Raw genomic sequence first — 24806 nt, forward strand, 5'->3', positions numbered from 1 at the left:
TCGCTCTGGAGTTTTCAAAGAACGCCCGGCTCAGCGCCGGTAGTGGCGCGACATCGCGCCGTCGTACATCTCCTCCGTGTACTCGGTGAAGCCGAGCCGCTCCGCCACCCGCAGCGACGGCTTGTTGTCGACGCTGACGCTCGCCAGCACCGGCACCGACGGCAGCTCGCGGGCACACCACTCCAGGACCGCCAGCCCGGCCTCGGCCGCGTACCCCTTGCCCCACGCCGACGGCCGGAACCGGTAGCCGAGGTTCAGCACCTTCTCGCCGTGGAACTCCCGCAGCCGCACCCCGCACATGCCGATGACCTCGGTGCCGCCGCGTTCGACGACCGCCGGGTAGCCGAAGCCGTGCTCGGCCCAGTGCGCCAGCCACTCCGAGACCATCGCCGACGCGCGCGGGACGTCGGGCGGGTCGGGGTGGAAGCGGTTGGTGCGCGGGTCCGTGTGGATGTCGACCATCGCCTGCCGGTCCGCCTCGTGGAGCGGACGCAGCAGCAGCCGGTCGGTTTCGATGTCGGTGAACACATCGGCGAAGCTAGCGCGGGGGTCCGACAAAAAGTCCGCCAAGATGGCCCGCATGACCGAACTGCCGCTGGTCCTCCTCCACGCCTTTCCCCTGGACGCCCGCATGTGGAACGCGGTGCGCGAGCCCCTCGCGTCACACCTTCGGGTGATCACCCCGGACCAGCGCGGGCTGGGCCGCTCGCCGCTGCCGGAGGGGGACCGCGAACCGAGCCTCGAGGACGCCGCGCGTGACGTCGTCGCCCTGCTGGACCGCCTGGAGCTGGACCGCGTCGTGCTCGGCGGCTGCTCGATGGGCGGCTACCTCGCGATGGCCGTGCTGCGGCTGGCGCCGGAACGGATCGGCGGCCTCGTGCTGATCGACACCAAGGCCACGCCCGACACGCCAGAGGCCGCGCAGACGAGGCTCGACGTCGCCGAGCGCGTCGAGGACGAGGGCATCGGCGGCTGGCTCGCCGAGGCCAACCTGCCCAACCTGCTGGCCGCGTCGACGCGCGAGCAACGCCCGGACGTCGTCGAGACCGTCCGGGAGATCATCGAATCGCAGCCGCCCGCCGGGATCTCGTGGACGGCGCTGGCCTTGCGGACCCGGCCGGACTCCCTCGAGCTGCTCCGGGAAGCGAAGGTCCCCGCGCTGGTCGTCGTCGGCGAAGAGGACCCGATCACCCCGGTGGCGGCGGCGAGCGCGATGGTCGAGGTGCTGGACGGCGCGACGCTCGTGGTGCTCCCGGGCGCCGGGCACCTGACCCCGCTGGAGGACCCGGCGGGCGTGGTCGAGGCGATCCTGTCCTGGTACCCGGCGACTCACGAGAAGACTCACGAGAAGTAGGCGGCGAGCGCCGAGCGGGCCCCGGCGAGCCGGTGCGGGAACCGGATCGCGATGACGTACTGCCACACGATCGAGTAAAGCTCCCGCAGGCGAACGCAGGGCGCGAGCACGGCTTCGGGCACTTCGCCCGGGTAGGCGGCCAGGAACTCCGGGCCGCCCTGCCGGGCGAGGATCCCGAGGTCCCAGGCCAACGGCCCGCGCCAGGTGTCCTCGAAGTCCAGCCAGCACGGGCCGGCCTCGGTCGCGATCAGGTTGCCGGGGTGCGCGTCGCCGTGCAGCGGCTGCACGGCGACGTCCGGCAGGGTCGCGGCGAGGCGGGCCGCCTCCGCACGCAGCCGGGGCGTTTCGCCCTCCAGGTCGTGCCGGTCGAAGATGCGCTCCAGGTCGTCGACCGGGCCGCGCCGGGGCAGCGCGCCCGGGAACTCCCGCAGCGCCGAGTGCACCTCGGCGAGCGAACGCGCGACGACGTCCGGTGCGTACCGGTGGTCCGGATCGTGCGGGGTGTGGTGCCAGAGCGTGACCGGCAGGCCCTCGGCGAAATGCGGTCCGGCCGGGGGATCCGCCGTCGGTGAGACGACGAGCACACCACAGTCCGTGAGGAACCGGGAGACCGCCACGTCCCGCTCCTGCCAGGCCGGACCGGGTCGCGCGAGCCGGGTCGTCCCCGGCACCCGCGCGACCAGCGGACCCAGCTTCACCAGCACGTTCGAGCGTTCGTGGAGCACCTCGGGCTCGTGCTCGCGCAAGCCCAGCCGGGAGGTCACGGTCAGTGCCGCGCGAACCGCGGCGCGCGTGTATTCGTCGGCCACGGCCCGATCTTGCCAGCCGGTGCGCGCGACTGTCGGTAGCGAGGGCTACGATCCCCCTAAGCCACCGGACCAGGCTCCCGAGCCCCGGTGGCGAGAAGATGACCACCACAAGGTTTCAAGTGTTGGAGGCAGGAGTGACGGCCGTAGCCCCCAAGCCGATCGCGACGCGCCCGTACCCCGCGCGCGAGTCGGTCAAGGGTTCGTACCTGCTGCGGTTGTTCCGCACGACGGACCACAAGCAGATCGGGATCATGTACCTGGTCACGTCGTTCGCCTTCTTCATGGCGGGCGGCGCGATGGCCATGCTCATCCGCACCGAGCTGGCGCGTCCCGGGCAGCAGTTCCTTTCGCAGGAGCAGTACAACCAGCTCTTCACCATGCACGGCACGGTGATGCTGCTGCTGTACGCGACCCCGATCCTCTTCGGGTTCGCGAACTTCGTGCTCCCGCTGCAGATCGGCTCGCCGGACGTCGCGTTCCCGCGGCTGAACGCGTTCTCGTACTGGCTGTACCTCTTCGGCGGCCTGATCGTGCTGTCCGGCTTCCTGACCCCGGGTGGCGCCGCCGACTTCGGCTGGTTCGCCTACACCCCGCTGTCGGACGCGATCCACTCGCCGGGCGTCGGCGCGGACCTGTGGATCTCCGGCCTGGTGGTCTCCGGTCTCGGCACCATCCTCGGCGCGGTCAACATGGTCACCACGGTGGTCTGCCTGCGCGCGCCGGGCATGACGATGTACCGGATGCCGATCTTCACCTGGAACATCCTGGTGACGTCGATCCTGATCCTGCTCGCCTTCCCGATCCTGACCGCGGCCCTGATGGGCCTGCTGGCGGACCGGCACCTCGGGGCGCACGTGTTCGACCCCGAAAATGGCGGCGTGATCCTCTGGCAACACCTGTTCTGGTTCTTCGGCCATCCCGAGGTCTACATCGTCGCGCTCCCGTTCTTCGGGATCGTGTCGGAGATCTTCCCGGTGTTCAGCCGCAAGCCGCTGTTCGGCTACAAGAGCCTGGTCTGGGCGACGCTGGCGATCGCGGCCCTGTCGGTCGCGGTGTGGGCGCACCACATGTACGCCACCGGCGCCGTGCTGCTGCCGTTCTTCTCCTTCATGACGTTCCTGATCGCCGTCCCGACCGGCATCAAGTTCTTCAACTGGATCGGCACGATGTGGAAGGGCCAGCTGTCCTTCGAGACGCCGATGATCTTCTCGATGGGCTTCATCGTCACGTTCCTCTTCGGCGGCCTGACCGGCATCATGCTGGCCGCGCCGGCGATCGACTTCCACGTGTCGGACAGCTACTTCGTCGTCGCGCATTTCCACTACGTGCTCTACGGCACGATCGTGTTCGCCACCTTCGCCGGTATCTACTTCTGGTTCCCGAAGATCACCGGCCGGATGATGGACGAGAAGCTCGGCAAGTGGCACTTCTGGACCACGTTCATCGGCTTCCACGGCACGTTCCTGGTCCAGCACTGGCTGGGTGCCGAGGGCATGCCGCGCCGGTACGCGGACTACCTGACCAGTGACGGCTTCACGACGCTGAACACGATCTCGACGATCGGCGCGTACATCCTCGGTGCCTCGACGCTGCCGTTCATCTGGAACGTCTTCAAGAGCTACCGGTACGGCGAGATCGTCACGGTGGACGACCCGTGGGGCTACGGCAACTCGCTCGAATGGGCGACGTCCTGCCCGCCGCCGCGGCACAACTTCACCGAGCTGCCCCGGATCCGTTCCGAGCGGCCCGCGTTCGAGCTGCACTACCCGCACATGATCGAGCGCCTCCACTCCGAAGGCGAGATCGGCTTCTTCGGGAAGCAGAAGGTCAACAGCCACGCGGCCCCGTCGCAGGTGCTCACCGAAGCGGTGATCCCGGGAGACCACTCCAAGGACAACGCGAGCGAGCAAGGCGACAAGTAGGACCCGATCGAGTGAGCGCGTGCCCGGCTTTTGTGAAGCCGGGCACGCGCTCTACTTATGTCCGAGGCCGGACCGGCAGACTGACCGTGCAGCGTCGCCGAACGAGGGATGACCCGTGACCCAGACCCCCGTCCTGATCACGACCACCGGCCCCGACAAGCCGGGCGTCTCGTCCGTGCTGTTCGCCGTGCTGACCCGCCACGACGTCGACGTGCTCGACGTCGAGCAGGTCGTCATCCGCGGGCAGCTCGTGCTCGGCGTGCTCGCCGGCGTGTACCGCGATCCGGAGGGCCTGCAGGAGTCGGTCGAGCAGGCGATGGCGTCCGTCGGCATGACAGTCGACGTCAAGATCGGCTCGGCGATCGGGGAGGACCCGTTCGCGCTCGGCCGCCGCGACTCTTCGCACGTGCTCGTGATCCTGGGCCGTCCGGTCACCGCGCGCGGCTTCTCGGAGGTCGCGCGCCGGCTGGCGTCGCTCGGCGCCAACATCGACGCGATCCGCAGCGTCGCCGACTACCCGGTGACCGGACTGGAGCTGTACGTCTCGGTCGACCGGGACACCCCGGAAGCCGACACCGCGCTGCGTTCGGCGCTCGCCGACGCCGCGGTCGAGGTGGGCGTCGACATCGCCGTCGAGCGGGCCGGCATCACGCGCCGGGCGAAGCGGCTGGTCGTCTTCGACGTCGACTCGACGCTCATCCAGGGCGAGGTCATCGAGATGCTGGGTGCGCACGCCGGGGTCGAGCCGGAGATCCGCGAGATCACCGAGGCCGCCATGCGCGGCGAGCTCAACTTCACGGAGTCGCTGGAACGCCGGGTCGCGCTGCTCAAGGGCCTGCCCGCGACGGCGATCGACGAGGTCGCCGCGTCGATCGAGCTGACGCCGGGTGCCCGCACGACGATCCGCACGCTCAAGCGGATGGGGTTCAAGACCGGCGTGGTGTCCGGCGGGTTCACCCAGGTCATCGGCGGGCTGGTGCAGGAGCTCGGCCTCGACTTCGCGGCGGCGAACGAGCTCGAGATCGTCGACGGCAAGCTCACCGGGCGCGTCGTCGGGGACGTCGTAGACCGCGCGGGCAAAGCGAAGGTGCTTCGCCGCTTCGCCGGCGAGTACGACATCCCGCTGGAGCAGTGCGTCGCGGTCGGGGACGGTGCCAACGACATCGACATGCTGTCGGCGGCCGGCATGGGCGTCGCGTTCAACGCCAAGCCCGCGCTGCGCGAGGTTGCCGACACCGCGCTCTCGCACCCGTACCTCGACGCCGTGCTGTTCGTGCTCGGCCTCACCCGTGGCGAGGTCGAAGCGGCCGACGCCGCCGACGGGCTCGAGCTGATGCGTCCGTGAGCAGCGTTCTCGACCCCCTGGGCGCCCGCTACGCCTACTGGCTCGGGCTTCCGGCCGAAGACACATCGGACACTTCCGACGAGCTCCCGGAGGAAGTCCGGGCGATGCCGGTGATCCTGCGCATCGAACGGGCCGAGCCGCCCGGCCGCACGCCGCTGCTGGAGGCCGCCGCGGCCGCCGCGCTGGCGGTCTGCCTCGACGAGCGCGCCGAGCCTGGTGGCGAGTGGGCCGAGCCGATGCACGCCTGGCTCGACAACCGGATCCGCAAGGTCGCGCGGCGGGCGCGGGGCGCGCACTGGGCCGCCGTCCAGGACCTGCCGGGCATTACGGTCGAGATCGACGGTGCCGAAGCGCGGGCCCTGGTCCCGGGCCTGGTCACCGAGGCCCCCAAGGAGGTCTCGCGGCTGCAGATCTCGGGCAGCGAGCTGCCGCCGGACGAGCCGGGGCCGCTGCCCGCCGGCGTCCCGCTGCTCCTGCTCAACCCGCACACGCCGATGACCGTCGGCAAGGCCGCCGCGCAGGTCGGGCACGCCACCATGATCCTCGCCGCGCTGCTGGACGACGACCGGCGAGCCGCCTGGGCCGAGCGGGGCTACCGGACCGCCGTGCGCACGGCGAGCGTCGCGCGGTGGAAGGAACTGCACCCCGGGGACGACCCTGAGGGAGCGTGGCGGCGCGACCGCGTCATCGCCGTCCGGGACGCCGGGTTCACCGAGGTCGACCCGGGCACCCTCACGGTTCTTGCCCAGTGGGAGCCGGAACAAGCGGCTTCCTGACCGGGTTGGAGCGGGCATGGGACTCGAAGTACAGCGCGACGGGCAGCACGCTTTCGTCGGCCGCAACGACCGGGGCGCTTCGGTGCGGCTGGGCCGCACCGGTGTGGAAGGGGCGTTCTCGCCCGCGGAGCTGCTGCAGATCGCGGCCGCGGGCTGCAGCGCGGTGACCGCCGAAGAGTTGATCACGCGGCGGGTCGGTGAGGACGCGAAGTTCCGCGTCACCGTCAACGCCGACCGGCGTGAGGGCGCTTCGGAGCTGGACGCCGTGCACGTCGCCTTCGATGTCGACGTGTCGACTTTGGCGGCGGATCAGCGTGAGGCACTGGCCGGTGCCGTGGATCGCGCGATCGAACGGCTTTGCACGGTGAGCCGAACGCTCAAGAAGGGGATTCCGGTGACGGAGGAGTTCCCGACGGCCTAGCCGCGGTCGTACGGGATCAGCTCGTCCATCGCGGTGGTGAGCGTGCTGCGCTGCTGGAAGTCCAGGAACGCCAGCAGGACGCCGCACTTGCCGCACGCCCGCGCCAGCTTGGCGGTGAACGTCGGTTCGGAGTGGATCGCGTTCCGCCGCTTGAAGCGCAGTTCCGGGCTGCCGCCGTGCGGGGTGGTGCTCACCAGCTTGCCGAGCGGGCTCAGGCTGCCTTCGGTGCCGCAGACGGGACAGCGCATCTCAGTTCTCGCTGGATTCCCAGACCACGTAGGCCTGGTCGGCGTCGGTCGTCATGGCCTCGATGAACTTCTCGTTGTCGAAGCCCGGCAACGACTGCAGCCGCTCGATCAGCGCGTCGGCCGCCGGGTCGCCGCTCGGTACCGCCGTGCCCTTGCCGTCCGTGCCCACCAGCATGAAGAACACGTCTTCGTTCCACGGGCCGTCGGGGATCACCCGGACCATCACCGACGACAGGCCGGCCCACGTGACAGCTTCTTCGCTGCCGTCCGCGAGCCGCCGCCGCACGCCGGTGTCGTCGACACTGACGGTCCGGGACTGTGCGCTGGACGAATCCTGGGTCAACCGGTGCTCCCTTGTCGCTTCGGTTGCTTCACCGTACCGGTCGGTGTTGTGGACCGCGTCACGCGGGCGCGGCTGCGTCGAGGCGGCGCAAGGCCTCGCGCGCGACCTTCGGGTCCATCGTCGGCCAGAACGGTGGCAGCGAAGCACGGAGGAATCCGCCGTAGCGGGCGTTCGCGAGCCGCGAATCCAGCACCGCGACCACGCCGCGGTCGGTGACCGACCGGTGCAGCCGTCCGGTGCCCTGCGCGAGCAGCAGCGCCGCGTGCGTGGCCGCCACGGTGAGGAACCCGTTGCCGCCGCGGGCTTCCACCGCGCGCTGCCGCGCCGAGGACACCGGGTCGTCCGGGCGCGGGAACGGGATCCGGTCGACCACCACGAGCTGCAGCGACGGCCCGGGCACGTCCACGCCCTGCCACAGGCTCAGCGTGCCGAACAGGCACGTGCGGACGTCCTCCGAGAACTTCTGGACCAGCAGCGACGTCGCGTCCTCGCCCTGGCAGAGGATCGGGAAGTCGAGCCGCCCGCGCATCTCCTCGGCCGCCTGCTTGGCCGCCCGCATCGAAGAGAACAGCCCCAGCGTGCGCCCGCCCGCGGCCTCGATCAGCTCGGCCAGTTCGTCCATTGTGGACGACGCGAGCCCGTCGCGGCCCGGCGGCGGCAGGTGCTTGGCCAGGTAGAGGATGCCGTTGCGCTTGTGGTCGAACGGCGAGCCGACGTCCAGTCCGGTCCACTTCGGGCCGGAATCGGTGTCGGACGGCGCTTCCTTGTCCGTCGCGGCGCCCGGTGCCTTCTCGACGCGAGCCCCGCCCGGCGGGAGCCCCCACTGGCGCGCCATGGTGTCGAACGTGCCGCCGAGGGTCAGCGTCGCCGACGTCAGGACCGTCGTGTGGAGGTTGAAGACGCGCTCGCGCAGCAGCCCGGCGACGCCCAGCGGCGCCACCTTCAGCGCCGGCGGCCGCGGGTTCGAGGAGTACTTGTCGCCGGAGAGCCACACGACGTCGCGCTGGTGCGCCTGGTCGTCGTCGAACGCTTCCAGCAGGCGGACCGCGGTGTCGTGCACCTCGTCGAGCAGCGAGCGCGCCAGCTTGCGCGCGGTGGCCCCTTCGACGTCCTCCTTGCGATCCGAGCCCAGTGACGTGATGCACCGGTGCGCGGCGTCGCGGATCGCCGGGATGGCGCCCTGCAACGGCCGCGGCAGCTCGTCCAACCGTCCCGGGGGCAGGTCGTCGACGATCAGGGCCAGCCCGTCACCGGCCTCCAGGAGGCCGTCGGCGACGTCGGCGTCGATCAGCTTGCCGCAGCGGCGCGCCGCCGACGCGCACATCGCGCTGGTCAGCTCGCCGGTGGCGACCGACGTGACGCGGTCGACGAGGTCGTGCGCCTCGTCGATGATGACGACGTCGTGGTCCGGCAGGACCTGGTAGCCCTGCAGGGCGTCGATCGCCAGCAGCGCGTGGTTGGTGATGATGACGTCGGCGCGGCCGGCCTCGGCGCGGGCCTTCTCGGCGAAGCAGTCCGTGCCGATCGGACAGCGTGAGGCGCCGAGGCATTCCCTTGCCGTCACGGACACCTGCCGCCACGCCTGGTCGGTGACGCCGGGGACGAGCTCGTCGCGGTCGCCGGTTTCGGTGTCCGACGCCCACTCCCGCAGCCGCGTGACCTCCTTGCCGAGACGCGACACCGCGAACGGGTCGAAGAGCTGGGCGTCCTCCGGCTCGTCCGGCGCGCCGGAGTCCAGCCGGTGCAGGCACATGTAGTTGCGGCGGCCCTTGAGGATCGCGAAGGTCGGTTCGCGACCCAGGGGCTTCTTCAGCGCCTTCGCCAGGCGTGGGAGGTCGCGGTCGACGAGCTGGCGCTGCAGCGCGATCGTCGCCGTCGAGACCACGACGGTCGCTTCCTTCTCGACGGCGTGGCGGATCGCGGGAACGAGGTAGGCCAAGGACTTGCCGGTGCCGGTACCGGCCTGCACGGCCAGGTGCTCGCCGGTGCGGATGGCGCGGCCGACGGCGTCGGCCATCTCGACCTGCCCGGACCGTTCGGCACCGCCCACGGACTCCACCGCGTGGGTGAGGAGTTCGAGGACGCCGGGGAAGTCAGTTCGAGCGGGCACAGCGACACATTAGCCGCCACCGCCGACAGGATCGGTGATCCGTCGCGAACGGGCCACTCGCGCCGTCCTGGTAGACGGCGAAGGGCCCGCCGTCGAGACGGCGGGCCCTTCGACCAAGGCGCGTCAGTCTTCGGTGCGGCGCGAGACCAGCTTCCACGTGAGCGGCAGCAGGCCGGCGGCCACGACGATCTTCAGCGCGTCGCCGATCAGGAACGGCGTGACGCCCTTGGCGAACGCCGTCGACAGGTCGAACCCGGTCGAGGCCATCAGCCACGGCACGCCGAACGCGTAGATCACGACGTTGCCGAGCACCATGGTGCCCACGGTGCGCAGCGGCGTCCGGTCGCCGCCGCGGCCGGCGAGCGCGCCGACCAGGGCACCGGCGAACACGAACCCGACGATGTACCCGGCGCTCGCGCCGGACAGGCCCGAGGTGCCCTGCTGGAACCACGGCACGCCCACGGCGCCGACGAGCAGGTACACCAGCATCGACGCGGCACCGCGCGACATGCCGAGCGACGCGCCGACGAGCAGCGCGGCGAACGTCTGGCCGGTCATCGGCACCGGGCTGCCCGGCACCGGGATGACCAGCTGCGCGGCGGCGCCGGTGAGCACGGCACCGCCGGCGACCAGCGCGATGTCCCGGACGAGGGAACCGGGGACGAGGTCGGCCAGCACGGGCCGCTTGCCGGCGAAGGACAGCGAAGACACGAAACCTCCCTGGGTGAGCAAAAGATCGCCGTTGCCCATCCGGCCGAAAGCAGGCGGATACGTTCCGCGACCGATCAGCGCGAGGCGTGGGTTTCCGCCGTGGCTGCTGCCGGGTGGGCAACGAACGGCACAGTAACGCTCGTTACCCCGGGAAAAACCCCGGAAGTTGCGTTCCTCACCGGTCACCCGTCCGGGTGGACCCGATCAGGGGTGTCCGCGTGCCTGCCGATGACGAAAAGGGTAGTCACGAACTGTCACGAAACCGAGGAGGCCGGTGCATGCGAAACGCCAGGAAGAGGACATTCCGGTTGCTGGCGGTGACGCTGCTGACCGCACCCCTCCTGGCCGCCGCGGCCCCCGGGACGTCCACCGGATGGGCGTCTTCCGGCTCGGTCGACGTGACCGTCGACAACGAGCACGTCGTCACCGGTGAGCTGGCGAAATGCACTGTCGACGGCCCCTACAGCGCCCGGACGCAGGGCGGCGCGACCGGCGACGTCGCGGTGTTCGGCGTCGGCGAGACGGGCTGCGGGCGCTCGGGCGCGGTGTCGGTCGCGCAGGCGTCCGGGCACCGGTTCGAGACCACCGTGCTGAAGCGCTACGGCGGCCCGGTGATCACTGTGCGCACCTACTCGGCGAAGTGCGCGACGACGGCGACCGGCAGCGGCGGCGAAGTGGCGATCGGGACGGTCGAAGGGATCGCCGTGCCCGCCGAGATCCCGCCGAACGACCGGATCGTCATCCCGGGCGGGCCCGCGGGCACCGCGCTGGCGACGGTGATCCTCAACGAGACCGTGACGCCCCAGCCGCCGGACGGCAGCCTGGTGACGCACGCGCTGCACATCAAGCTGTTCCCGCAGGGCGGCCCGGCGAGCGGGGACATCTACCTGGGCACGGCCGCCTGCGACCCGTTCGGCAAGAAGTAGCTACGCCGTGGTGAAGCGGGCGGCGGCCGCCACGAACTCGCCGGCTCGGGTCGCCAGGTCCGGCAGGCTTCCGCTCGGCGAGAGCGCGTCGCCCAGCAGGGGGGTCGCCGCCGCGACCGCGATCGCGCCCGCGCGCAGGTAGCCCTCGACGTCGGCCAGGTGGACGCCGCCGGTCGGGACCAGCGGGACGTCCGGCAGCGGGGCCCGGATCGCGCGCAGGTAGGCGATCCCGCCGACGGCCGCGACCGGGAACACCTTGACCGCGGCCGCGCCGAGGCGCCAGGCCTGGTCGATCTCCGTCGGCGTCAGCGCGCCGCAGACCACCGGGGTGTCCAGCTCGGCGGCGCGTTCGAGGACCGCCGGGTTCACCGTCGGCGTGATCAGGTACGCGGCGCCCGCGTCGACCGCGATGTCCACATCGGACGATTCGCGGACGCTGCCCGCGCCGATCAGGGCGTCGTCGCCGAGCGCCAGGCGCAGCGCGGTGATCGCGGCGGGCGCGCCCGGCGTCGTCAGCGTCGCTTCGAGCAGGCGGATGCCCGCCGCGTGCAGCACCATCGCCGCGTCGGCGAAGCGCGACGCGTCGGACGCGCGCAGGATCGCGACCAGGCGGTGTTTCGCCAGCGAGGCTTGCAGGTCCTTCACGCGGCCGGTCCGACGAACGCCGTGCCGGTGTGGGTGACCCCCGCCTTGCCGAAGTCCTCGAGGGTCGCGTCCACCGTCGGCTGCGAGCCGCCGACCGTCAGGTCCAGCAGCACCCGCACGCCGAAGCCCGCCTTCGCCGCGTCGAGCGCCGTCGCGCGGACGCAGAAGTCCGTCGCGATGCCGACGACGTCGACGTCGGTCACGTCGTGCTCGCGCAGCCACGCCTCCAGGGACTTCCCGTCGCGGGCCGCGCCTTCGAAGCCGGAGTACGCGGCGCTGTACTCGCCCTTGGAGAACACCTCGCCGATCGGGACGACGTCGAGCGCGGGGTGGAACGACGCGCCCGGCGTGCCGGCGACGCAGTGCACCGGCCAGCTGTCCTTGAAGTCGGGCGTCTCGCTGAAGTGGGCGCCCGGGTCGATGTGGTTGTCGCGGGTGGCCACGACGTGGCTGTACCCGCCTTCGACGGCCTGCTTCGAGATGGCGGCGGCCGCGGCGGCCCCGCCCGGGAGGCCGAGCGAACCCCCTTCGCAGAAGTCGTTCTGCACGTCCACCACGATCAGCGCGGTCCCCATGGTCGAACTCCGTTCAGGCAGCGTTGTTCAGAAGAACAGCGTCGGGATAGCGGGCTCGCCGTGCGAGAGCTTGAGGCCCTCCCACGGCAGGCTGACCAGGCCGCGGCGCAGCCGCTGCCTCGCGTCGTCGAGCGTAGGCAGGTCCGCCACCGCACGGCCAGCGCGGATCAGGGGGATCTGCAGCGGCCGGTCGTTCGCCTCCGGCTCGGGCGCGCCGCCCGCCGTCGTCCAGACGACCTCTTCGACCGCGGTGCCGGTGCCGCGGTGACGCCGCAGCGCGGACTTGCGCCCGCCGCGGGACTCCTTGTGGGCGCTGCGCTTCGCGACCGGCTTGCCGTCCACCTCGACCAGCTTGTAGACCATCCCGGCGGTCGGCGCGCCGGACCCGGTGACCACCGAGGTGCCGACGCCGTACGCGTCCACGGGCTCGGCGCGCAGGGCCGCGATGGCGTGCTCGTCGAGGTCGCCGGAGACGACGATCCGGGTGTCCTTCGCCCCGAGGGAGTCCAGCTGCTCGCGGGCGCGGCGGGCGAGCGGGCCGACGTCGCCCGAGTCGATCCGGATCGCGCCGAGCTCGGGCCCGGCGACGCGGACCGCGGTCTCGATGCCGGCGGTGATGTCGTAGGTGTCGACGAGCAGCGTCGTGTCCGCGCCCATCTTCCCGACCTGCGCGCGGAACGCCGCCTCTTCGCTGTCGTGCAGCAACATGAAGGCGTGCGCGACGGTGCCGCGGGTCGGGATCCCGTAGCGGCGCCCGGCTTCGAGGTTGGACGTCGTCGCGAAGCCGGCCAGGTAGGCGGCCCGCGCGGCCGCGACCGCGGCGTATTCGTGCGTCCGGCGTCCGCCCATCTCGATGATCGGCCGGCCGTGCGCGGCCCCGGACATCCGGGCCGCCGCCGACGCGATGGCGCTGTCGTGGTTGAGGATCGACAGCACCAGCGTCTCGAGCAGCACGCATTCGCCGAACGAGCCGGTGACCGTGAGCAGCGGCGAGCCCGGGAAGTACAGCTCGCCCTCGGCGTAGCCGTCGACGTCACCCGAGAACTCGTAGTCCGCCAGCCAGGACAGCGTCGTGTCGTCGACGACGGCGGTGGCTTCCAGCTGCGCCAGTTCGGCGTCGGTGAAGCGGAAGTCCGCGATCGCGTCCAGGACGCGGGCGGTACCTGCGACGACGCCGTAGCGGCGCCCGTCCGGCAGACGCCGGGCGAACACCTCGAACACACAGGGGCGGTCCGCCGTCCCGTCGGCGAGCGCGCTGCCCAGCATGGTCAGCTCGTAGTGGTCGGTGAGCAGCGCAGTGCTGGTCGTGGCCGGCTCCGGTGAACCCATGGGGTCAGCCTATTCACCCACATGGCCGGACCTGGCGCGGCGTACCCTGTCGCCCCCGTGACACCATGGGGTGCATGTCCATGCCTGTCGCAGCCGAGCAGACGCAGGTCGAGCCGGCCGGTGCCGAGGTCGCCGAGTCGGACACACCCTGGCGGACCGTGGTGTGGAACGACCCGGTCAACCTGATGTCGTACGTCACGTACGTCTTCCAGAAGCTGTTCGGGTACGGGCGTGACCACGCCACCAAGCTCATGCTGGACGTGCACCACAAGGGCAAGGCGATCGTCTCGTCCGGCTCCAAGGAAAAGGTGGAGACCGACGTGGCGAAGCTGCACGCGGCGGGCCTGTGGGCCACGATGGAGCAGACCTCGTGAACGGCTGGCGGCGCAAGGGCGCGGTGATCCACGCGGGGTTCGAGCAGCAGGAAGCCGCGGTGCTGCGCGGGCTGGTCAGCCAGCTCGAGGACATGCTCACCGCGCGCGCCGAAGAGGCGCCGCAGGACGAACTCGCCGAGCTGACCGGCATCCGGATCGGGCCGACCGAGTCCCCGGACGACCCGGTGCTGTCGCGGCTGCTCCCGGACTTCCACAAGCTGGACCCGGACAACCCGACCAGCGAAGACCTCGACTCCGCCTCGGCGATGCGCTCACTGCACGAGCCGGAGCTGCTGGACATCAAGGTCGGCGTCGCCAAGATCGTGCTCGACACGCTGCCGCGCGACGGCGGCCACGTCCGGCTGACCGAAGAGCAGGCCGACGCCTGGCTGGGCGCGCTCAACGACGTCCGGCTGGCGCTCGGCACCGCGCTCGACGTCACCGACGACATGCCCGACGAGCTGCCCGAGGACGACCCGCGGGCGCCGCACCTGGGCGTCTACCACTGGCTGACCTGGGTGCAGGAGACGCTGATCCAGGCGCTGACCGGATGATCACCGACGTGCCAGGTGTCCTGGTCGGGCACCACGAGCGGGTCGGTGACGGCTGGGCGACCGGGACGACGGTGGTCCTGGTGCCCGATGGCGCGGTCGGCGCGGTCGACCAGCGCGGCGGCGCGCCCGGCACGCGGGAGACCAACCTGCTGGAGCCGGAGAACCTGGTGCAGCGGGTGAACGCGATCTGCCTCTCCGGCGGGAGCGCCTACGGGCTGGCCGCGGCCGACGGCGTCATGCGGTGGCTCGCCGAGCGGAACCTGGGGTTTCCCGTCGGGATGCAGCCGCACGAGGTCGTGCCGATCGTGCCCGCGGCGGTGCTGTTCGACTTGCCGCGCAGTGAGTGGGGCAACCGGCCTGACGCGTCCTTCGGCTACGCGGCGTGCGAAGCGGCGTCGGACTCGTTCGCGCAGGGGACGGTCGGGGCGGGTGCGGGGGCGGCCGTGGGGTCGTTGAAGGGCGGGATCGGTTCCGCGAGCGAGGTCGTCGGCGAGTACACGGTCGGAGCTTTGGCGGCGGTCAACGCGGCCGGTGAGGCCGTGGATCTGTCCACTGGACGCGCGTACGCCGCCGACCACGGCGACTTCGGCGTCACGTGGCCTTCTCGCGCTGCTTCGCTGCCTTCTCGCTCGACCGACCTGAACACGACCATCGGCGTGGTCGCGGTGGACGCGGGGTTGTCGAAGGCCGAGGCCCGCCGGATCGCGGTCGCGGCCCAGGACGGGCTGGCGCGCGCGGTGCGCCCGGCCCACACGATGTTCGACGGCGACACGGTGTTCGCGCTGGCCACGGGGGCGCGCGAGCTGCCGGAGGCAAGTGGCCCGTTCGGCGCGGCGGCGCGGCCGGCGGCGTTGGACGCCCTGTGCTCGGCGGCCGCGCGGGTGTTCGCGCGGGCGATGGTGCACGGCCTGCTGGCGGCGACGGCCGCGGGCGGGGTGCCGGCCTACCGGGACGTGTGGCCGGAAGCGTTCGCGTAACACCGGGGCGCTCCGCACGGATCATCCTCGCGTGCGGACCGAGGAGAAGTGGATCGTGCGGATCCACGATGACAACGTGAACACCTTCCCCGGGGTGACCTTGGTGCTGGAAGAGCTCCTCGGCTGGCCGGTCGACGCGTGCTGGGCGACCGCCGAGCGGGTCCACACCACCGGCTCGGCCGACCTCGAACCCCCGGTGTCCGCGGCGGACGCGGAAAACGTCGTCGCGGCGTTGCAGATCCGCGGCCTGCGCGCGACCCTGCGGAGCGTCGGATGACCGACTTCGTGCACGTCACCGGGATGGCCGGCCGCGTCCGGCTCCAGCTGGCACCGAACACGGCCGCGGTGCTGCACCACACGCTCACCGACGTCGCCGCGCGCCTGGCCGGCTCGGACCGGCGGACCGGGATCCCCGACCACCGGCTGTTCCCCGACGCCTACGACACCCGGGAGCCCAGCGCGGCCTTCCGGGACCGGCACGGTGCCGCGATGCGGGCCGAGGTGGCCGCCACGTTCTCCCGGGTGCTCGCGGCCTGGGACGGCGGGACCGAGCTCGATCTCGACCTGGCGGGCGCCCGCGACCTGCGGCTCGCGCTGGTCCACGCCCAGACTGTCACCCTGCGGCCGGCGCGGTGGAAGGCGTCGGGCACGGGCATGTTCGCGGCGCGGTGGGGCGCCGAGCGGACCGCCGTCTGGCTGCAGGACCTGGAAAGCCACCTCGCCACGGCCGCGCTGGCCCGGGACGACGTGCCGGTGTTCCTGGAGCTGTGACCGGGGTCAGCCGCCCGGGTAAGGGTCGTCGGGCAGGGCGGGCCCAGCGACGGGTGGATCTCCAGCGGCCCCAGTTCGGTGTCGCGCGGCAGGCGCTCCCAGATCTGCTTCGGGCGGTGCAGGCTTCAGCGGCCACAGGCCGGCAGCGTCACGCGCCGGTCGGTCACCATGACCAGGAACCCGACCCGCAGGCGCATGCGGTTGACGTAGAGCGAGTGTCCCAGGAATGCCTGGTGAGCGGTAGATCTCATCATCTGGACAGCTCGTGTCCACCACCTAAGATGTGGGTGTGCTCCGGATCCGCCGTGAACTCGTCGACGAGATCGTCGCCCATGCCCGCCGTGACCACCCCGACGAGGCGTGCGGCGTGATCGCCGGACCCGAGGGGTCCGACTCGGCCGAGCGGTTCATCCCCATGCTCAACGCCGCGCGCTCGCCGACCTTCTACGAGTTCGACTCCGGTGACCTGCTGAAGCTCTACCGCGAGATGGCCGCCAACGACGAGGTGCCCGTAGTGATCTACCACTCGCACACCGCGACCGAGGCCTACCCGTCGCGGACCGACGCGAACATCGCGGCCGAGCCGGACGCGCACTACGTGCTCGTCTCCACTCGCGACCCCGAAGTGCACGAGTTCCGGTCGTACCGGATCGTGGACGCCGAGATCACCGAGGAGCCGGTCGAGATCGTCGACTGACCCCGCTCGGAATAAACCGCCGCGCCACCGGCGTCTGCGTGTAAGAACCCACCGGAGGTAAGAACCCATGGCCGTGACCGTCTCCATCCCGACGATCCTGCGCACCCACACCGGCGGCGAGAAGTCCGTCGAGGCGAAGGGCGCGACCGTCCTCGAGGTCATCGACGACGTCGAGTCCCGCCACGCCGGCATCAAGGGCCGCCTGGTGAAGGAGGAGAAGCTGCACCGCTTCATCAACGTCTACGTGAACGACGAGGACGTGCGCTTCGCCGGCGGGCTCGAGGCCGAGGTCAAGGACGGCGACACCCTGACCATCCTCCCCGCCGTGGCCGGTGGCTGATCGATGGCTCGCTTCGAGTCCCTGCTCGACGCGCTCGGCGGCACCCCGCTGGTCGGGCTGCCCCGGCTTTCGCCCACGCACGACGTGCGCCTGTGGGCGAAGCTGGAGGACCGCAACCCGACCGGCTCGATCAAGGACCGCCCCGCGCTGGCCATGATCGAAGCCGCCGAGCGCGAAGGCAAGCTGCGGCGCGGCTCCACGATCCTGGAGCCGACGTCGGGCAACACCGGCATCTCGCTGGCCATGGCCGCCAAGCTCAAGGGCTACGGGCTGGTCTGCGTGATGCCGGAGAACACCTCGACCGAGCGCAAGCAGCTGCTGCAGGCCTACGGCGCGCGGATCGTCTTCTCGCCGGCCGCCGGCGGCTCGAACGAGGCCGTCCGGCGGGCGAAGGAGCTGGCCGAGGCGAACCCGGACTGGGTGATGCTCTACCAGTACGGCAACCCGGCCAACGCCGACGCGCACTACCGCGGCACCGGCCCGGAGCTGCTCAAGGACCTGCCGACGCTGACGCACTTCGTCGGCGGCCTCGGCACGACCGGGACGCTGGTGGGTGTCGGCCGGTACCTGCACGAGGCCAAGCCGGACGTCCAGGTCATCGCGGCCGAGCCCCGCTACGGCGAGCTGGTGTACGGCCTGCGCAACCTCGACGAGGGGTTCGTCCCGGAGCTGTACGACCCCAGCGTGCTGAACAGCCGCTTCTCCGTCGGCGCGTACGACGCGCTGCGCCGCACGCGGGAACTGCTGGAGAACGAAGGCATCTTCGCGGGCATCTCGACGGGCGCGGTGCTGCACGCGGCGCTGGCGGTGGCCGAGAAGGCCGCTGCTCGCGGAGAGACCGCGGACGTCGCTTTCGTCGTCGCGGACGCCGGGTGGAAGTACCTGTCGACGGGTGCCTACGCGGGCTCGCTCGACGAGGCCGCGGCACGGCTCGACGGGCAGCTCTGGGCCTGAGTCACTCGGCCTTCCAGAGTTCGGGCAGGGCGAGGTCGATCCCGTCTTCGGCGGCGAGCCGCTGGAAGGTGGCCATGGTCGTCCCCAGGTCGTCGAAGACCTTCGGCAGCAGCTTGAGCGGCTTGGACAGCGGGCGCCAGAAGGCGTCCCAGTGGATCGGCCGGACGACGCGGGGGTGGAGCGCGCCGACCGTCTCCCGCCAGTACCGCTCCCGCCATTCCTCCGTCTGCTTCCCGGCCGCTCCGGCGCCGAGGTAGACGACGTCCGCGTCGTAGCCGGCCAGTGCGCCGGGCACGAAGTTCGCCGACGCGTGGACCAGGACGTTGCCCGCCGCGTGGGCGATGTGGAACGAGTAGCACCGGCCGGTCTTGAAGGCCTTCGCCTTGGCCGGCAGCCGCACGGGCTCGGTGATCTCGCCGGGCACCCGGTCGCCGTCGCTGTGCCGGGTGTCGACCGGTGTCACGGTGAAGGCGCCGAACTCCACCGGCTTGCCCGGCACGAGCTCTTCGAACGGCTCGGCGGCGAGGTCGTAGCCCTCCTGGACCTTCCGCGTGGACGGCGAGCCCGCCAGCGTGGCGCCGGTCAGCTCGGCGACGACCGGCGCGTCGAGGACGTGGTCGACGTGGGAGTGCGCCACCAGGACGGCGTCGAGCTTCGTGACGCCGAGCCGGCGCAGGGCCTCGTCGATCCGGCCGCGGTCCGGCGCCACCCGCGTCGCCATCTTCAGCAGGGACGGCCGCGAGAAGAAGCCGTCGACCAGCACGCTCGAGGTGCCGTCGGTGACCAGGACGTTCGACACCCCGGCGAAGGCCGTGCGCAGTTCGGGCATGCTGAACAGCATGAAGGTCATCGGGCTGCTCGGCGGGATGAGCTGGGAATCGTCGCTCGAGTACTACCGGTTGGTGAACGAACGGGTGAAAGCCGCTCTCGGCGGGTTCCACTCGGCGCACACCGTGCTCTACTCCGTCGACTTCGCCGCCATCGAGGCCATGCAGGCCGAAGACCGCTGGGACGACGCCGGCGCGGAGCTCAACCGCGCGGCTCGCGCGCTCGAAGCGGCCGGTGCCGACTTCGTCGTGCTCTGCACCAACACCATGCACAAGGTCGCTCCCGAGCTGGCCGACGGCCTCGGCATCCCGCTGCTGCACCTCGGCGACGCCACCGCTGCGGCCGTCAAGGCGGCCGGGATCCGCCGGGTCGGGCTGCTCGGCACCGGGTTCACCATGGGGCAGCCGTTCTACCGCGACCGGCTCGCCGCGCACGGCTTGGACGTGCTCGTGCCGAGCGCCGAAGACCGGGACCTCGTGCACCGCGTCATTTACGACGAGCTGGTGTTCGGGGTCGTCGAGGACACTTCCCGGCAGGCTTACCGCGAGGTGATCGCGCGGCTGGTCGAGGCGGGTGCCGAGGGCGTGATCTACGGGTGCACGGAGATCGAGCTGCTCGTCGGCCCCGAGGACTCGCCGGTGCCGACCTTCCCCACGACCCGCCTGCACGCCGACGCCGCCGTCGACCACGCGCTGGGCCGGATCCCGCTGCCCGCGCCGCCGTCCTGACTCACACGCTGACCACCGGCCCGTTCGCGTGGGTTTCGTGCTGCGCCACGACCTGCCGCCACAGGCGTTCGCGCTCCTCGGCCGTGAACAGGTCCGGGGTGATGCCGAAGACGTCCGCCGCGGCCGTCCACCAGTCCCGCGGAGACTCGATGACCTCCTTGGCGCCGTGGCGGTTCAGGGTCCGCGCCCGCAGGGTGTCGACGCCCGCCGCGTCCCGGCGTTGCAGCACGCAGACCCGGACGAACCCGGACTCCGGCGCCGTCGACAGCCACGCGTGCTTCTCCGCGAAGTCGGCCATCTCCGCCGCGCCCGGCGCGAAGTCGAAGCCCGCGAAGCTGCCCGATGGGTCGTGGTCGAACCGCCAGCCGCCCGGCGCCACCGTCGACGGCCGCAGCCCGTAGGTGTGCGGGCCCTGCCGGTACGTGCCTTCCCGTAGGGGGAGCGGCTCGTGGATGCCGTCGCCCAGCCCGGCGTCGACCAGCCACGTCGTCGCCGGCTCGTCCGGCACGCCGGTGACGGTCAGCGCGAGGTGGTTGCGGTCGACGTTCGGCGCGTCGCCCGGGCTGCCCTGCACCCCGCCGAGGTGGCGCGTGACCTGGTAACCGAGCTCGCGCAGCAGGGCCGAGAAAGCGCCGTTCAGGTGGTAGCAGTAGCCGCCGCGGCCGCGCAGGATCCGCGCGAGCGAAGCCGACGGCTCCAGCGGCGTCGGCCGCCCGAGCTGGACCTCCAGCGCCTCGTACGGCACGCGCTCGACCTGTGCCGCGTGCAGCCGCCGCAGCGCGGCCACGCTCGGCGGCTCCGCGTCGAGGCCGAGCCGCTCCAGATACCCGCGAAAGTCGAAGTTCCCCATGCCGCAGACGCTAGCGGGAGGGACCGACAAAAAGCCCGGATCAGGGATTTCACCCGAGGCGCACCGGGCGGGAGCGACGTAGCGTCGATCACGTGAGCACTTTGCCCGTGAACCCCGCCCCGGAAACCGACGCCGCCAAGCGCGTGCTGCCGCCGAAACCCAAGGCGGCCGCGCTCGTCGCGCTCTCGTTCACCCTGCTGCTCTACCTGGTCGAGCTGGTGGACGTGATCCTGCCCGGCGACCTGGACCAGGGCGGCATCCATTCGCGGGTGCTCTCCGGCCTCGACGGCGTGCTGTTCGCGCCGCTGCTGCACGCCGGCTGGTCGCACCTGTTCGCGAACACCGTGCCGGTGCTCGTGTTCTCCTTCCTCGCCATGGCCGCCGGCATCGGCCGGTTCGCCCTGGTCACGGCCATCATCTGGGTGGTGTCCGGGCTCGGGGTGTGGCTGATCGGGCCGGCGAACGCGGTCACCGTCGGCGCGTCCGGGCTGGCCTTCGGCTGGCTCGCCTACCTGCTGGTGCGCGGCATCTTCAACCGCGCGGCCGGGCAGATCCTGGTCGCCGTCGTCCTGCTCGGCGTGTGGAGCGGGATGCTCCTCGGGCTGCTGCCGGGCAACACCGGCGTTTCCTGGCAGGGACACGTCTTCGGCGCGCTGGCCGGCGTCCTCGCGGCGTGGCTGACCGGCCGCACGGGCAAGTCGCGCAAAGCCGAGTCCGCGGCGCCGGGTAACCTCGAAGGGTGACGTCCTCGCCCGCTGATGCCCCGATCGGGGTGTTCGATTCCGGCGTCGGCGGGCTGACGGTCGCGAGGGCACTCCTCGAGCAGCTGCCCGCCGAGCAGCTTCGCTACGTCGGCGACACGGCGCACAACCCGTACGGCCCGCTCCCGATCGCCACCGCCCGCAGCTACGCGCTCGCGGCGCTCGACGAGATCGTCGAAAGCGGTGTGAAGGCCCTGGTCATCGCGTGCAACACGGCGTCCGCGGCCTGCCTGCGCGACGCCCGCGAGCGCTACGACGTGCCGGTGATCGAGGTCGTCCTACCCGCCGCCCGCCGCGCCGTCGTGGCCACGCACACCGGCCGGGTCGGCGTGATCGGCACCGAGGGCACCGTGCGGTCCCGCGCCTACGAGGACGCGTTCGCCGCGGCGCCGGGCATCACGCTCACCAGCGTCGCCTGCCCGCGGTTCGTCGACTTCGTCGAGCGCGGCATCACCTCCGGCCGCCAGGTGCTCGGGCTCGCGCAGGGCTACCTCCAGCCCCTGCTCGACGCCGAGGTCGACACGCTCGTGCTCGGCTGCACGCACTACCCGCTCCTGCAGGGCGTGCTGCAGATCGTGATGGGCCAGGAGGTCACCCTGGTTTCGAGCGCGGACGAGACGGCCAAGGACGTCGTCCGGGTGCTCACCGAGCGGGACCTGCTGACGACCCGGGAGACGCCGCCGCGGCACGAGTTCCTCGCCACCGGCTCGGCCGAGCCCTTCACCCGGCTCGCCCAGCGGTTCATGGGGTTCGCCCCGGGTGTCCTCGCTCCCACCACCGCGTGATCAGGCCCCTGGACGCTTAGGGTGTCGAGGTGCGACTGACCATCCTCGGGTGCTCCGGCAGCATCCCCGGGCCGAACACCGCCGCGTCCGGTTACCTGGTCGAGGCCGAAGGCTTCCTGCTCGGCCTCGAACTCGGCAACGGCACGCTGGCGCAGCTGCAGGCCGTGGCCGACCCGTTCGACCTGGACGCCTTGGTGCTCACGCACCTGCACCCCGACCACTGCGCCGACGTCAGCGCGCTCACCGTCCTGCGGCGCTACCACCCGGCGCCGCCGTACCCGGCGCGCCCGCGCCTGCTACCGCTGTACGCGCCGCACGACGCGCCTCTGCGGCTCGCGAACGCCTACGCGCCCAACGAGACCGAGCGGGCCACCACCGACCTCACCGACGTCTACGCCTTCCACCCGCTGCGGCCCGAGCCGTTCCGGATCGGCCCGTTCGAGGTCGGCCCGTTCGAGGTCGACCACCCGACCCCGGCGTACGGCCTGCGCATCTCCTACGGCGGCCGGATCCTCGCGTTCACCGGCGACACCGGGCCGTGCGCGGCGCTGAACGAGCTCGCCGACGGCGTCGACCTGCTGCTGGCCGAGGCGTCCTGGACGGATTCGGCCGAACGCCCGGCCGGGGTGCACCTGTCGGGGAAGCAGGCCGGCGAGCTGGCGCGCGACGCCGGAGTCGGGCGGCTGCTGCTGACGCACATCGCGCCGTGGACGGACGCGGGCGCGGTTCTGGCCGAGGCGTCGGCGGAGTTCGCGGGGGCCGAGGTCGTCAAGCAGGGTGCCGTCTACGACGTCTGAGTGGCCGGTCCTAGAGTGCTCCCGTGGCTCGAAAAGATGGCAGGAACGACGACCAGCTCCGTGACATCAAGATCACCCGGGGGTTCCAGCAGTGGCCGGCGGGGTCGGTGCTGATCGAATTCGGCAACACGCGGGTGCTGTGCGCCGCGAGCGTCACCGAAGGGGTGCCGCGCTGGCGGGCCGGGTCCGGGCTCGGGTGGGTGACCGCCGAGTACGCGATGCTGCCGTCCGCGACCAACACGCGGGGTGACCGCGAGTCCGTGAAGGGCCGGATCGGCGGGCGCACGCACGAGATCTCGCGGCTGATCGGCCGCTCGCTGCGCGCCTGCATCGACCTGGCGGCGCTGGGCGAGAACACGATCGTCATCGACTGCGACGTCATCCAGGCCGACGGCGGCACGCGCACGGCCGCGGTGACCGGCGGTTACGTCGCGCTGGCCGACGCGATCACGTGGCTGGCCGCGGCGAACCGGCTCAACGACCCGCAGCCGCTGTCGTCGTCGGTGGCGGCGGTGAGCGTCGGCGTGGTCGACGGCCGGGTGCGCCTCGACCTGCCGTACGAGGAGGACTCGCGCGCCGAGGTCGACATGAACGTGGTGGCGACGGACGCGGGCACGCTGATCGAGGTCCAGGGCACCGGCGAGGGCGCGACCTTCGCCCGGTCCACTTTGGACAAGATGCTCGACCTGGCGCAGGCCGGCTGCGAAGAGCTGACCCGGCTGCAGAACGAGGCGCTGGCGCTGCCGTACCCGGGCGAGCTGCCGGAGCCGCGTCCGGACAAGAAGAAGGGCTCGAAGTGACGAAGCTGCTTCTGGCCACGCGCAACGCGAAGAAGCTGGGGGAGCTGCGGCGGATCCTGCTCGCTGAGGGGATCTCCGGCATCGAGGTTCTCGGACTCGCGGACATCCCCTCGTTCCCGGAGGCACCGGAGACGGCGCCCGATTTCGAGGGCAACGCGGTGGCGAAGGCCCGTGACGCGGTGGCGGCGTGCGGGTTGCCGGCCATCGCCGACGACTCGGGCATCGCGATCGACGCGTTGAACGGCATGCCGGGCGTGCTGTCGGCGCGGTGGTCGGGCGGTCACGGCGACGACGAGGCGAACCTGAACCTGGTTCTGGGGCAGCTCGGGGACGTCCCGGACGAGCGTCGCGGAGCGCAGTTCGTCTGCGCGGCGGCTTTGGTGCTGCTGTCCGGCGAGGAGACGGTGGTCCGCGGCGAGTGGCGCGGGACCATGGTCCGGGAACGGCGCGGCACCAACGGTTTCGGCTACGACCCGATCTTCCGCCCGGACGGCGAGACCCGGACGTCGGCGGAGATGGAGCCGGCGGAGAAGGACGCGGTTTCGCACCGCGGCCGCGCCCTTCGCGCGCTTCTCCCGGCGTTGCGGGAACTCGCCGAAAGCTAGACCCCGAAGACGTCCGGCGTCACCGCGTGCGGTGGCCCGGCGTCGACCTGGGTCGCGACGTCTCGGGTCCACAGCTCCACCACGTGCCCGTCGGGATCCGTGACGTACGCCGAACGCTGGCCGGGTGCGGCCGGGTCGTCGCCGAAGTACACCTCGTCCACCGAAACACCTTGGGCGCGCGCCCTGGCCACCGCCGCGTCGTAGTCCTTTTCCGCCACCGTCATCGCGAAGTGGACGTGCGTTCCCGGGCGGGCTCCCGCGATGCCCACGAACGGCTTCCACAGGCCGATTCGCGTCCGGTCGCCGGACTGGACCCACACCGCTTCGCGGCCCTTCCACGCCGGGCCCTCCCAGCGCAGCACCACCGGCAGACCCAGCACTTCGGTGTAGAAGCGTTCGGACGCTTCGAGATCACGGGCTTCCAGCACCAGTTCGGTGACGCCCTTCGTCAAGTCGGTCATGACGCCATGC

33 protein-coding genes are annotated in these 24806 nt (G+C 71.7%); 20 read left to right on the forward strand and 13 right to left on the reverse strand.

Annotated elements, in window-relative coordinates:
* Positions 1 to 30 precede the first annotated feature (30 nt).
* Positions 31 to 582, reverse strand: coding sequence for a GNAT family N-acetyltransferase (locus tag AB0C38_RS20010; RefSeq protein WP_360675182.1), 552 nt, complete (start codon positions 580 to 582; stop codon positions 31 to 33).
* Here AB0C38_RS20010 and AB0C38_RS20015 point away from each other — a divergent pair.
* Entirely contained in the window at positions 581 to 1354 is a 774-nt protein-coding gene (locus AB0C38_RS20015; protein ID WP_360675185.1) for an alpha/beta hydrolase, read from the forward strand. The genes AB0C38_RS20010 and AB0C38_RS20015 overlap by 2 nt on opposite strands.
* On the opposite strand, the gene AB0C38_RS20020 is transcribed toward AB0C38_RS20015, so the two are convergent.
* Entirely contained in the window at positions 1342 to 2163 is an 822-nt protein-coding gene (locus tag AB0C38_RS20020) for a phosphotransferase (RefSeq protein ID WP_360675188.1), read from the reverse strand. The two genes, AB0C38_RS20015 and AB0C38_RS20020, sit on opposite strands and share 13 nt — an antisense overlap.
* Before the next feature lie 134 nt (positions 2164 to 2297).
* On the opposite strand from AB0C38_RS20020, the gene ctaD reads away from it, so the two are divergent.
* The 4 genes from ctaD to AB0C38_RS20040 all read left to right on the forward strand — a co-directional run bounded on the left by ctaD (position 2298) and on the right by AB0C38_RS20040 (position 6627).
* Positions 2298 to 4085: a cytochrome c oxidase subunit I gene (ctaD, locus tag AB0C38_RS20025; RefSeq protein WP_360675191.1), complete on the forward strand. Its 1788-nt coding sequence runs from the start codon at positions 2298 to 2300 to the stop codon at positions 4083 to 4085.
* A gap of 115 nt (positions 4086 to 4200) precedes the next feature.
* On the forward strand, positions 4201 to 5430 hold the full coding sequence (gene serB / locus AB0C38_RS20030; RefSeq protein WP_360675194.1) for a phosphoserine phosphatase SerB: 1230 nt from the start codon (positions 4201 to 4203) through the stop codon (positions 5428 to 5430).
* Positions 5427 to 6206, forward strand: coding sequence for a peptidyl-tRNA hydrolase (locus AB0C38_RS20035; RefSeq protein ID WP_360675197.1), 780 nt, complete (start codon positions 5427 to 5429; stop codon positions 6204 to 6206). The genes serB and AB0C38_RS20035 overlap by 4 nt, the downstream gene beginning before the upstream one ends.
* Positions 6207 to 6222: 16 nt before the next feature.
* Positions 6223 to 6627 carry an OsmC family protein gene (locus tag AB0C38_RS20040; protein WP_360675200.1) on the forward strand — a complete coding sequence of 135 codons (405 nt, stop codon included), beginning with the start codon at positions 6223 to 6225 and terminating at the stop codon, positions 6625 to 6627.
* Here AB0C38_RS20040 and AB0C38_RS20045 read toward each other — a convergent pair.
* From AB0C38_RS20045 to AB0C38_RS20060, 4 genes are all read right to left on the reverse strand, one after another.
* Entirely contained in the window at positions 6624 to 6875 is a 252-nt protein-coding gene (locus AB0C38_RS20045; protein ID WP_360675202.1) for a hypothetical protein, read from the reverse strand. The two genes, AB0C38_RS20040 and AB0C38_RS20045, sit on opposite strands and share 4 nt — an antisense overlap.
* Before the next feature lies 1 nt (position 6876).
* Entirely contained in the window at positions 6877 to 7218 is a 342-nt protein-coding gene (locus AB0C38_RS20050; protein ID WP_155541322.1) for a hypothetical protein, read from the reverse strand.
* Positions 7219 to 7276: 58 nt separating this feature from the next.
* Positions 7277 to 9328, reverse strand: a complete 2052-nt coding sequence (locus AB0C38_RS20055) for an ATP-dependent DNA helicase (RefSeq protein ID WP_360675205.1) — start codon at positions 9326 to 9328, stop codon at positions 7277 to 7279.
* 123 nt (positions 9329 to 9451) lie between these two features.
* Entirely contained in the window at positions 9452 to 10039 is a 588-nt protein-coding gene (locus AB0C38_RS20060) for a biotin transporter BioY (RefSeq protein WP_360675208.1), read from the reverse strand.
* A gap of 308 nt (positions 10040 to 10347) precedes the next feature.
* Here AB0C38_RS20060 and AB0C38_RS20065 point away from each other — a divergent pair, with 308 nt between their 5' ends.
* On the forward strand, positions 10348 to 10965 hold the full coding sequence (locus AB0C38_RS20065; protein ID WP_360675612.1) for a choice-of-anchor P family protein: 618 nt from the start codon (positions 10348 to 10350) through the stop codon (positions 10963 to 10965).
* Here AB0C38_RS20065 and AB0C38_RS20070 read toward each other — a convergent pair whose 3' ends face one another.
* From AB0C38_RS20070 to AB0C38_RS20080, 3 genes are read right to left on the reverse strand one after another with little or no spacing between them, the layout of a single operon-like run.
* A complete protein-coding gene (locus AB0C38_RS20070; RefSeq protein ID WP_360675211.1) occupies positions 10966 to 11610 on the reverse strand; it encodes a bifunctional 4-hydroxy-2-oxoglutarate aldolase/2-dehydro-3-deoxy-phosphogluconate aldolase in 645 nt (214 codons plus the stop codon).
* Complete coding sequence (locus AB0C38_RS20075; protein WP_360675214.1) at positions 11607 to 12185, reverse strand: isochorismatase family protein; 579 nt, start codon at positions 12183 to 12185, stop codon at positions 11607 to 11609. Before AB0C38_RS20075 ends, AB0C38_RS20070 begins: the two co-directional genes overlap by 4 nt.
* 27 nt (positions 12186 to 12212) lie before the next feature.
* On the reverse strand, positions 12213 to 13514 hold the full coding sequence (locus AB0C38_RS20080; protein WP_360675217.1) for a nicotinate phosphoribosyltransferase: 1302 nt from the start codon (positions 13512 to 13514) through the stop codon (positions 12213 to 12215).
* A gap of 74 nt (positions 13515 to 13588) precedes the next feature.
* On the opposite strand from AB0C38_RS20080, the gene clpS reads away from it, so the two are divergent.
* From clpS to AB0C38_RS20105, 5 genes are read left to right on the forward strand one after another with little or no spacing between them, the layout of a single operon-like run.
* Positions 13589 to 13888 carry an ATP-dependent Clp protease adapter ClpS gene (gene clpS, locus AB0C38_RS20085; protein ID WP_284749745.1) on the forward strand — a complete coding sequence of 100 codons (300 nt, stop codon included), beginning with the start codon at positions 13589 to 13591 and terminating at the stop codon, positions 13886 to 13888.
* Complete coding sequence (locus AB0C38_RS20090; protein ID WP_360675221.1) at positions 13885 to 14442, forward strand: DUF2017 domain-containing protein; 558 nt, start codon at positions 13885 to 13887, stop codon at positions 14440 to 14442. Before clpS ends, AB0C38_RS20090 begins: the two co-directional genes overlap by 4 nt.
* Positions 14439 to 15419, forward strand: coding sequence for a P1 family peptidase (locus AB0C38_RS20095; protein ID WP_360675224.1), 981 nt, complete (start codon positions 14439 to 14441; stop codon positions 15417 to 15419). The genes AB0C38_RS20090 and AB0C38_RS20095 overlap by 4 nt, the downstream gene beginning before the upstream one ends.
* Before the next feature lie 31 nt (positions 15420 to 15450).
* Positions 15451 to 15696 carry an ATP-dependent Clp protease adaptor ClpS gene (locus AB0C38_RS20100; protein WP_360675227.1) on the forward strand — a complete coding sequence of 82 codons (246 nt, stop codon included), beginning with the start codon at positions 15451 to 15453 and terminating at the stop codon, positions 15694 to 15696.
* Positions 15693 to 16190, forward strand: a complete 498-nt coding sequence (locus AB0C38_RS20105; RefSeq protein ID WP_360675230.1) for a hypothetical protein — start codon at positions 15693 to 15695, stop codon at positions 16188 to 16190. Before AB0C38_RS20100 ends, AB0C38_RS20105 begins: the two co-directional genes overlap by 4 nt.
* A gap of 125 nt (positions 16191 to 16315) precedes the next feature.
* On the opposite strand, the gene AB0C38_RS20110 is transcribed toward AB0C38_RS20105, so the two are convergent.
* On the reverse strand, positions 16316 to 16441 hold the full coding sequence (locus AB0C38_RS20110; protein ID WP_360675233.1) for a hypothetical protein: 126 nt from the start codon (positions 16439 to 16441) through the stop codon (positions 16316 to 16318).
* A 38-nt stretch (positions 16442 to 16479) separates the two neighbouring features.
* Here AB0C38_RS20110 and AB0C38_RS20115 point away from each other — a divergent pair, with 38 nt between their 5' ends.
* The 3 genes from AB0C38_RS20115 (at position 16480) to AB0C38_RS20125 (ending at position 18181) form a co-directional block, all read left to right on the forward strand.
* Positions 16480 to 16887, forward strand: a complete 408-nt coding sequence (locus tag AB0C38_RS20115) for a M67 family metallopeptidase (protein ID WP_284749739.1) — start codon at positions 16480 to 16482, stop codon at positions 16885 to 16887.
* Positions 16888 to 16954: 67 nt separating this feature from the next.
* Entirely contained in the window at positions 16955 to 17227 is a 273-nt protein-coding gene (locus tag AB0C38_RS20120) for a MoaD/ThiS family protein (protein WP_086679767.1), read from the forward strand.
* 3 nt (positions 17228 to 17230) lie between these two features.
* Positions 17231 to 18181 (forward strand): cysteine synthase, encoded by a 951-nt coding sequence (locus AB0C38_RS20125; protein WP_360675237.1) that lies wholly within the window; start codon positions 17231 to 17233, stop codon positions 18179 to 18181.
* Between the two features lies 1 nt (position 18182).
* On the opposite strand, the gene AB0C38_RS20130 is transcribed toward AB0C38_RS20125, so the two are convergent.
* Positions 18183 to 19010: an MBL fold metallo-hydrolase gene (locus tag AB0C38_RS20130; RefSeq protein WP_360675240.1), complete on the reverse strand. Its 828-nt coding sequence runs from the start codon at positions 19008 to 19010 to the stop codon at positions 18183 to 18185.
* 10 nt (positions 19011 to 19020) lie between these two features.
* Between AB0C38_RS20130 and AB0C38_RS20135 the strand changes: the two genes are divergently transcribed.
* Positions 19021 to 19737: an aspartate/glutamate racemase family protein gene (locus AB0C38_RS20135; protein ID WP_360675615.1), complete on the forward strand. Its 717-nt coding sequence runs from the start codon at positions 19021 to 19023 to the stop codon at positions 19735 to 19737.
* 1 nt (position 19738) lies between these two features.
* On the opposite strand, the gene AB0C38_RS20140 is transcribed toward AB0C38_RS20135, so the two are convergent.
* A complete protein-coding gene (locus AB0C38_RS20140) occupies positions 19739 to 20587 on the reverse strand; it encodes an arylamine N-acetyltransferase (protein ID WP_360675243.1) in 849 nt (282 codons plus the stop codon).
* Between the two features lie 92 nt (positions 20588 to 20679).
* On the opposite strand from AB0C38_RS20140, the gene AB0C38_RS20145 reads away from it, so the two are divergent.
* From AB0C38_RS20145 to rdgB, 5 genes are read left to right on the forward strand one after another with little or no spacing between them, the layout of a single operon-like run.
* On the forward strand, positions 20680 to 21330 hold the full coding sequence (locus AB0C38_RS20145; RefSeq protein WP_360675246.1) for a rhomboid family intramembrane serine protease: 651 nt from the start codon (positions 20680 to 20682) through the stop codon (positions 21328 to 21330).
* Positions 21327 to 22133: a glutamate racemase gene (gene murI / locus AB0C38_RS20150; RefSeq protein WP_360675249.1), complete on the forward strand. Its 807-nt coding sequence runs from the start codon at positions 21327 to 21329 to the stop codon at positions 22131 to 22133. The genes AB0C38_RS20145 and murI overlap by 4 nt, the downstream gene beginning before the upstream one ends.
* Positions 22134 to 22162: 29 nt before the next feature.
* Entirely contained in the window at positions 22163 to 22930 is a 768-nt protein-coding gene (locus AB0C38_RS20155) for an MBL fold metallo-hydrolase (protein ID WP_360675252.1), read from the forward strand.
* Positions 22931 to 22953: 23 nt separating this feature from the next.
* The gene (gene rph / locus AB0C38_RS20160) at positions 22954 to 23730 is read left to right on the forward strand and encodes a ribonuclease PH (protein ID WP_323322671.1); all 777 of its coding nucleotides are present in this window, start codon (positions 22954 to 22956) and stop codon (positions 23728 to 23730) included.
* Entirely contained in the window at positions 23727 to 24335 is a 609-nt protein-coding gene (rdgB, locus tag AB0C38_RS20165; protein WP_360675255.1) for an RdgB/HAM1 family non-canonical purine NTP pyrophosphatase, read from the forward strand. The genes rph and rdgB overlap by 4 nt, the downstream gene beginning before the upstream one ends.
* On the opposite strand, the gene AB0C38_RS20170 is transcribed toward rdgB, so the two are convergent.
* A complete protein-coding gene (locus AB0C38_RS20170) occupies positions 24332 to 24796 on the reverse strand; it encodes a VOC family protein (protein WP_360675258.1) in 465 nt (154 codons plus the stop codon). The two genes, rdgB and AB0C38_RS20170, sit on opposite strands and share 4 nt — an antisense overlap.
* Positions 24797 to 24806: the final 10 nt, after the last annotated feature.

Source organism: Amycolatopsis sp. NPDC048633, from assembly GCF_040650695.1.
GTDB lineage: Bacteria > Actinomycetota > Actinomycetes > Mycobacteriales > Pseudonocardiaceae > Amycolatopsis.

Bases quoted from the DNA above. Each gene is read 5' to 3' on its own strand.
- AB0C38_RS20015 (WP_360675185.1), top strand. From the start codon at position 581: ATGACCGAACTGCCGCTGGTCCTCCTCCACGCCTTTCCCCTGGACGCC.
- AB0C38_RS20010 (WP_360675182.1), bottom strand. From the start codon at position 582: ATGCGGGCCATCTTGGCGGACTTTTTGTCGGACCCCCGCGCTAGCTTC.
- AB0C38_RS20040 (WP_360675200.1), top strand. From the start codon at position 6,223: ATGGGACTCGAAGTACAGCGCGACGGGCAGCACGCTTTCGTCGGCCGC.
- AB0C38_RS20045 (WP_360675202.1), bottom strand. From the start codon at position 6,875: ATGCGCTGTCCCGTCTGCGGCACCGAAGGCAGCCTGAGCCCGCTCGGC.
- AB0C38_RS20075 (WP_360675214.1), bottom strand. From the start codon at position 12,185: ATGGGGACCGCGCTGATCGTGGTGGACGTGCAGAACGACTTCTGCGAA.
- AB0C38_RS20080 (WP_360675217.1), bottom strand. From the start codon at position 13,514: ATGGGTTCACCGGAGCCGGCCACGACCAGCACTGCGCTGCTCACCGAC.
- clpS (WP_284749745.1), top strand. From the start codon at position 13,589: ATGTCCATGCCTGTCGCAGCCGAGCAGACGCAGGTCGAGCCGGCCGGT.
- AB0C38_RS20095 (WP_360675224.1), top strand. From the start codon at position 14,439: ATGATCACCGACGTGCCAGGTGTCCTGGTCGGGCACCACGAGCGGGTC.
- AB0C38_RS20105 (WP_360675230.1), top strand. From the start codon at position 15,693: ATGACCGACTTCGTGCACGTCACCGGGATGGCCGGCCGCGTCCGGCTC.
- AB0C38_RS20110 (WP_360675233.1), bottom strand. From the start codon at position 16,441: ATGAGATCTACCGCTCACCAGGCATTCCTGGGACACTCGCTCTACGTC.
- AB0C38_RS20120 (WP_086679767.1), top strand. From the start codon at position 16,955: ATGGCCGTGACCGTCTCCATCCCGACGATCCTGCGCACCCACACCGGC.
- AB0C38_RS20125 (WP_360675237.1), top strand. From the start codon at position 17,231: ATGGCTCGCTTCGAGTCCCTGCTCGACGCGCTCGGCGGCACCCCGCTG.
- AB0C38_RS20130 (WP_360675240.1), bottom strand. From the start codon at position 19,010: ATGCCCGAACTGCGCACGGCCTTCGCCGGGGTGTCGAACGTCCTGGTC.
- AB0C38_RS20135 (WP_360675615.1), top strand. From the start codon at position 19,021: ATGAAGGTCATCGGGCTGCTCGGCGGGATGAGCTGGGAATCGTCGCTC.
- AB0C38_RS20140 (WP_360675243.1), bottom strand. From the start codon at position 20,587: ATGGGGAACTTCGACTTTCGCGGGTATCTGGAGCGGCTCGGCCTCGAC.
- AB0C38_RS20170 (WP_360675258.1), bottom strand. From the start codon at position 24,796: ATGACCGACTTGACGAAGGGCGTCACCGAACTGGTGCTGGAAGCCCGT.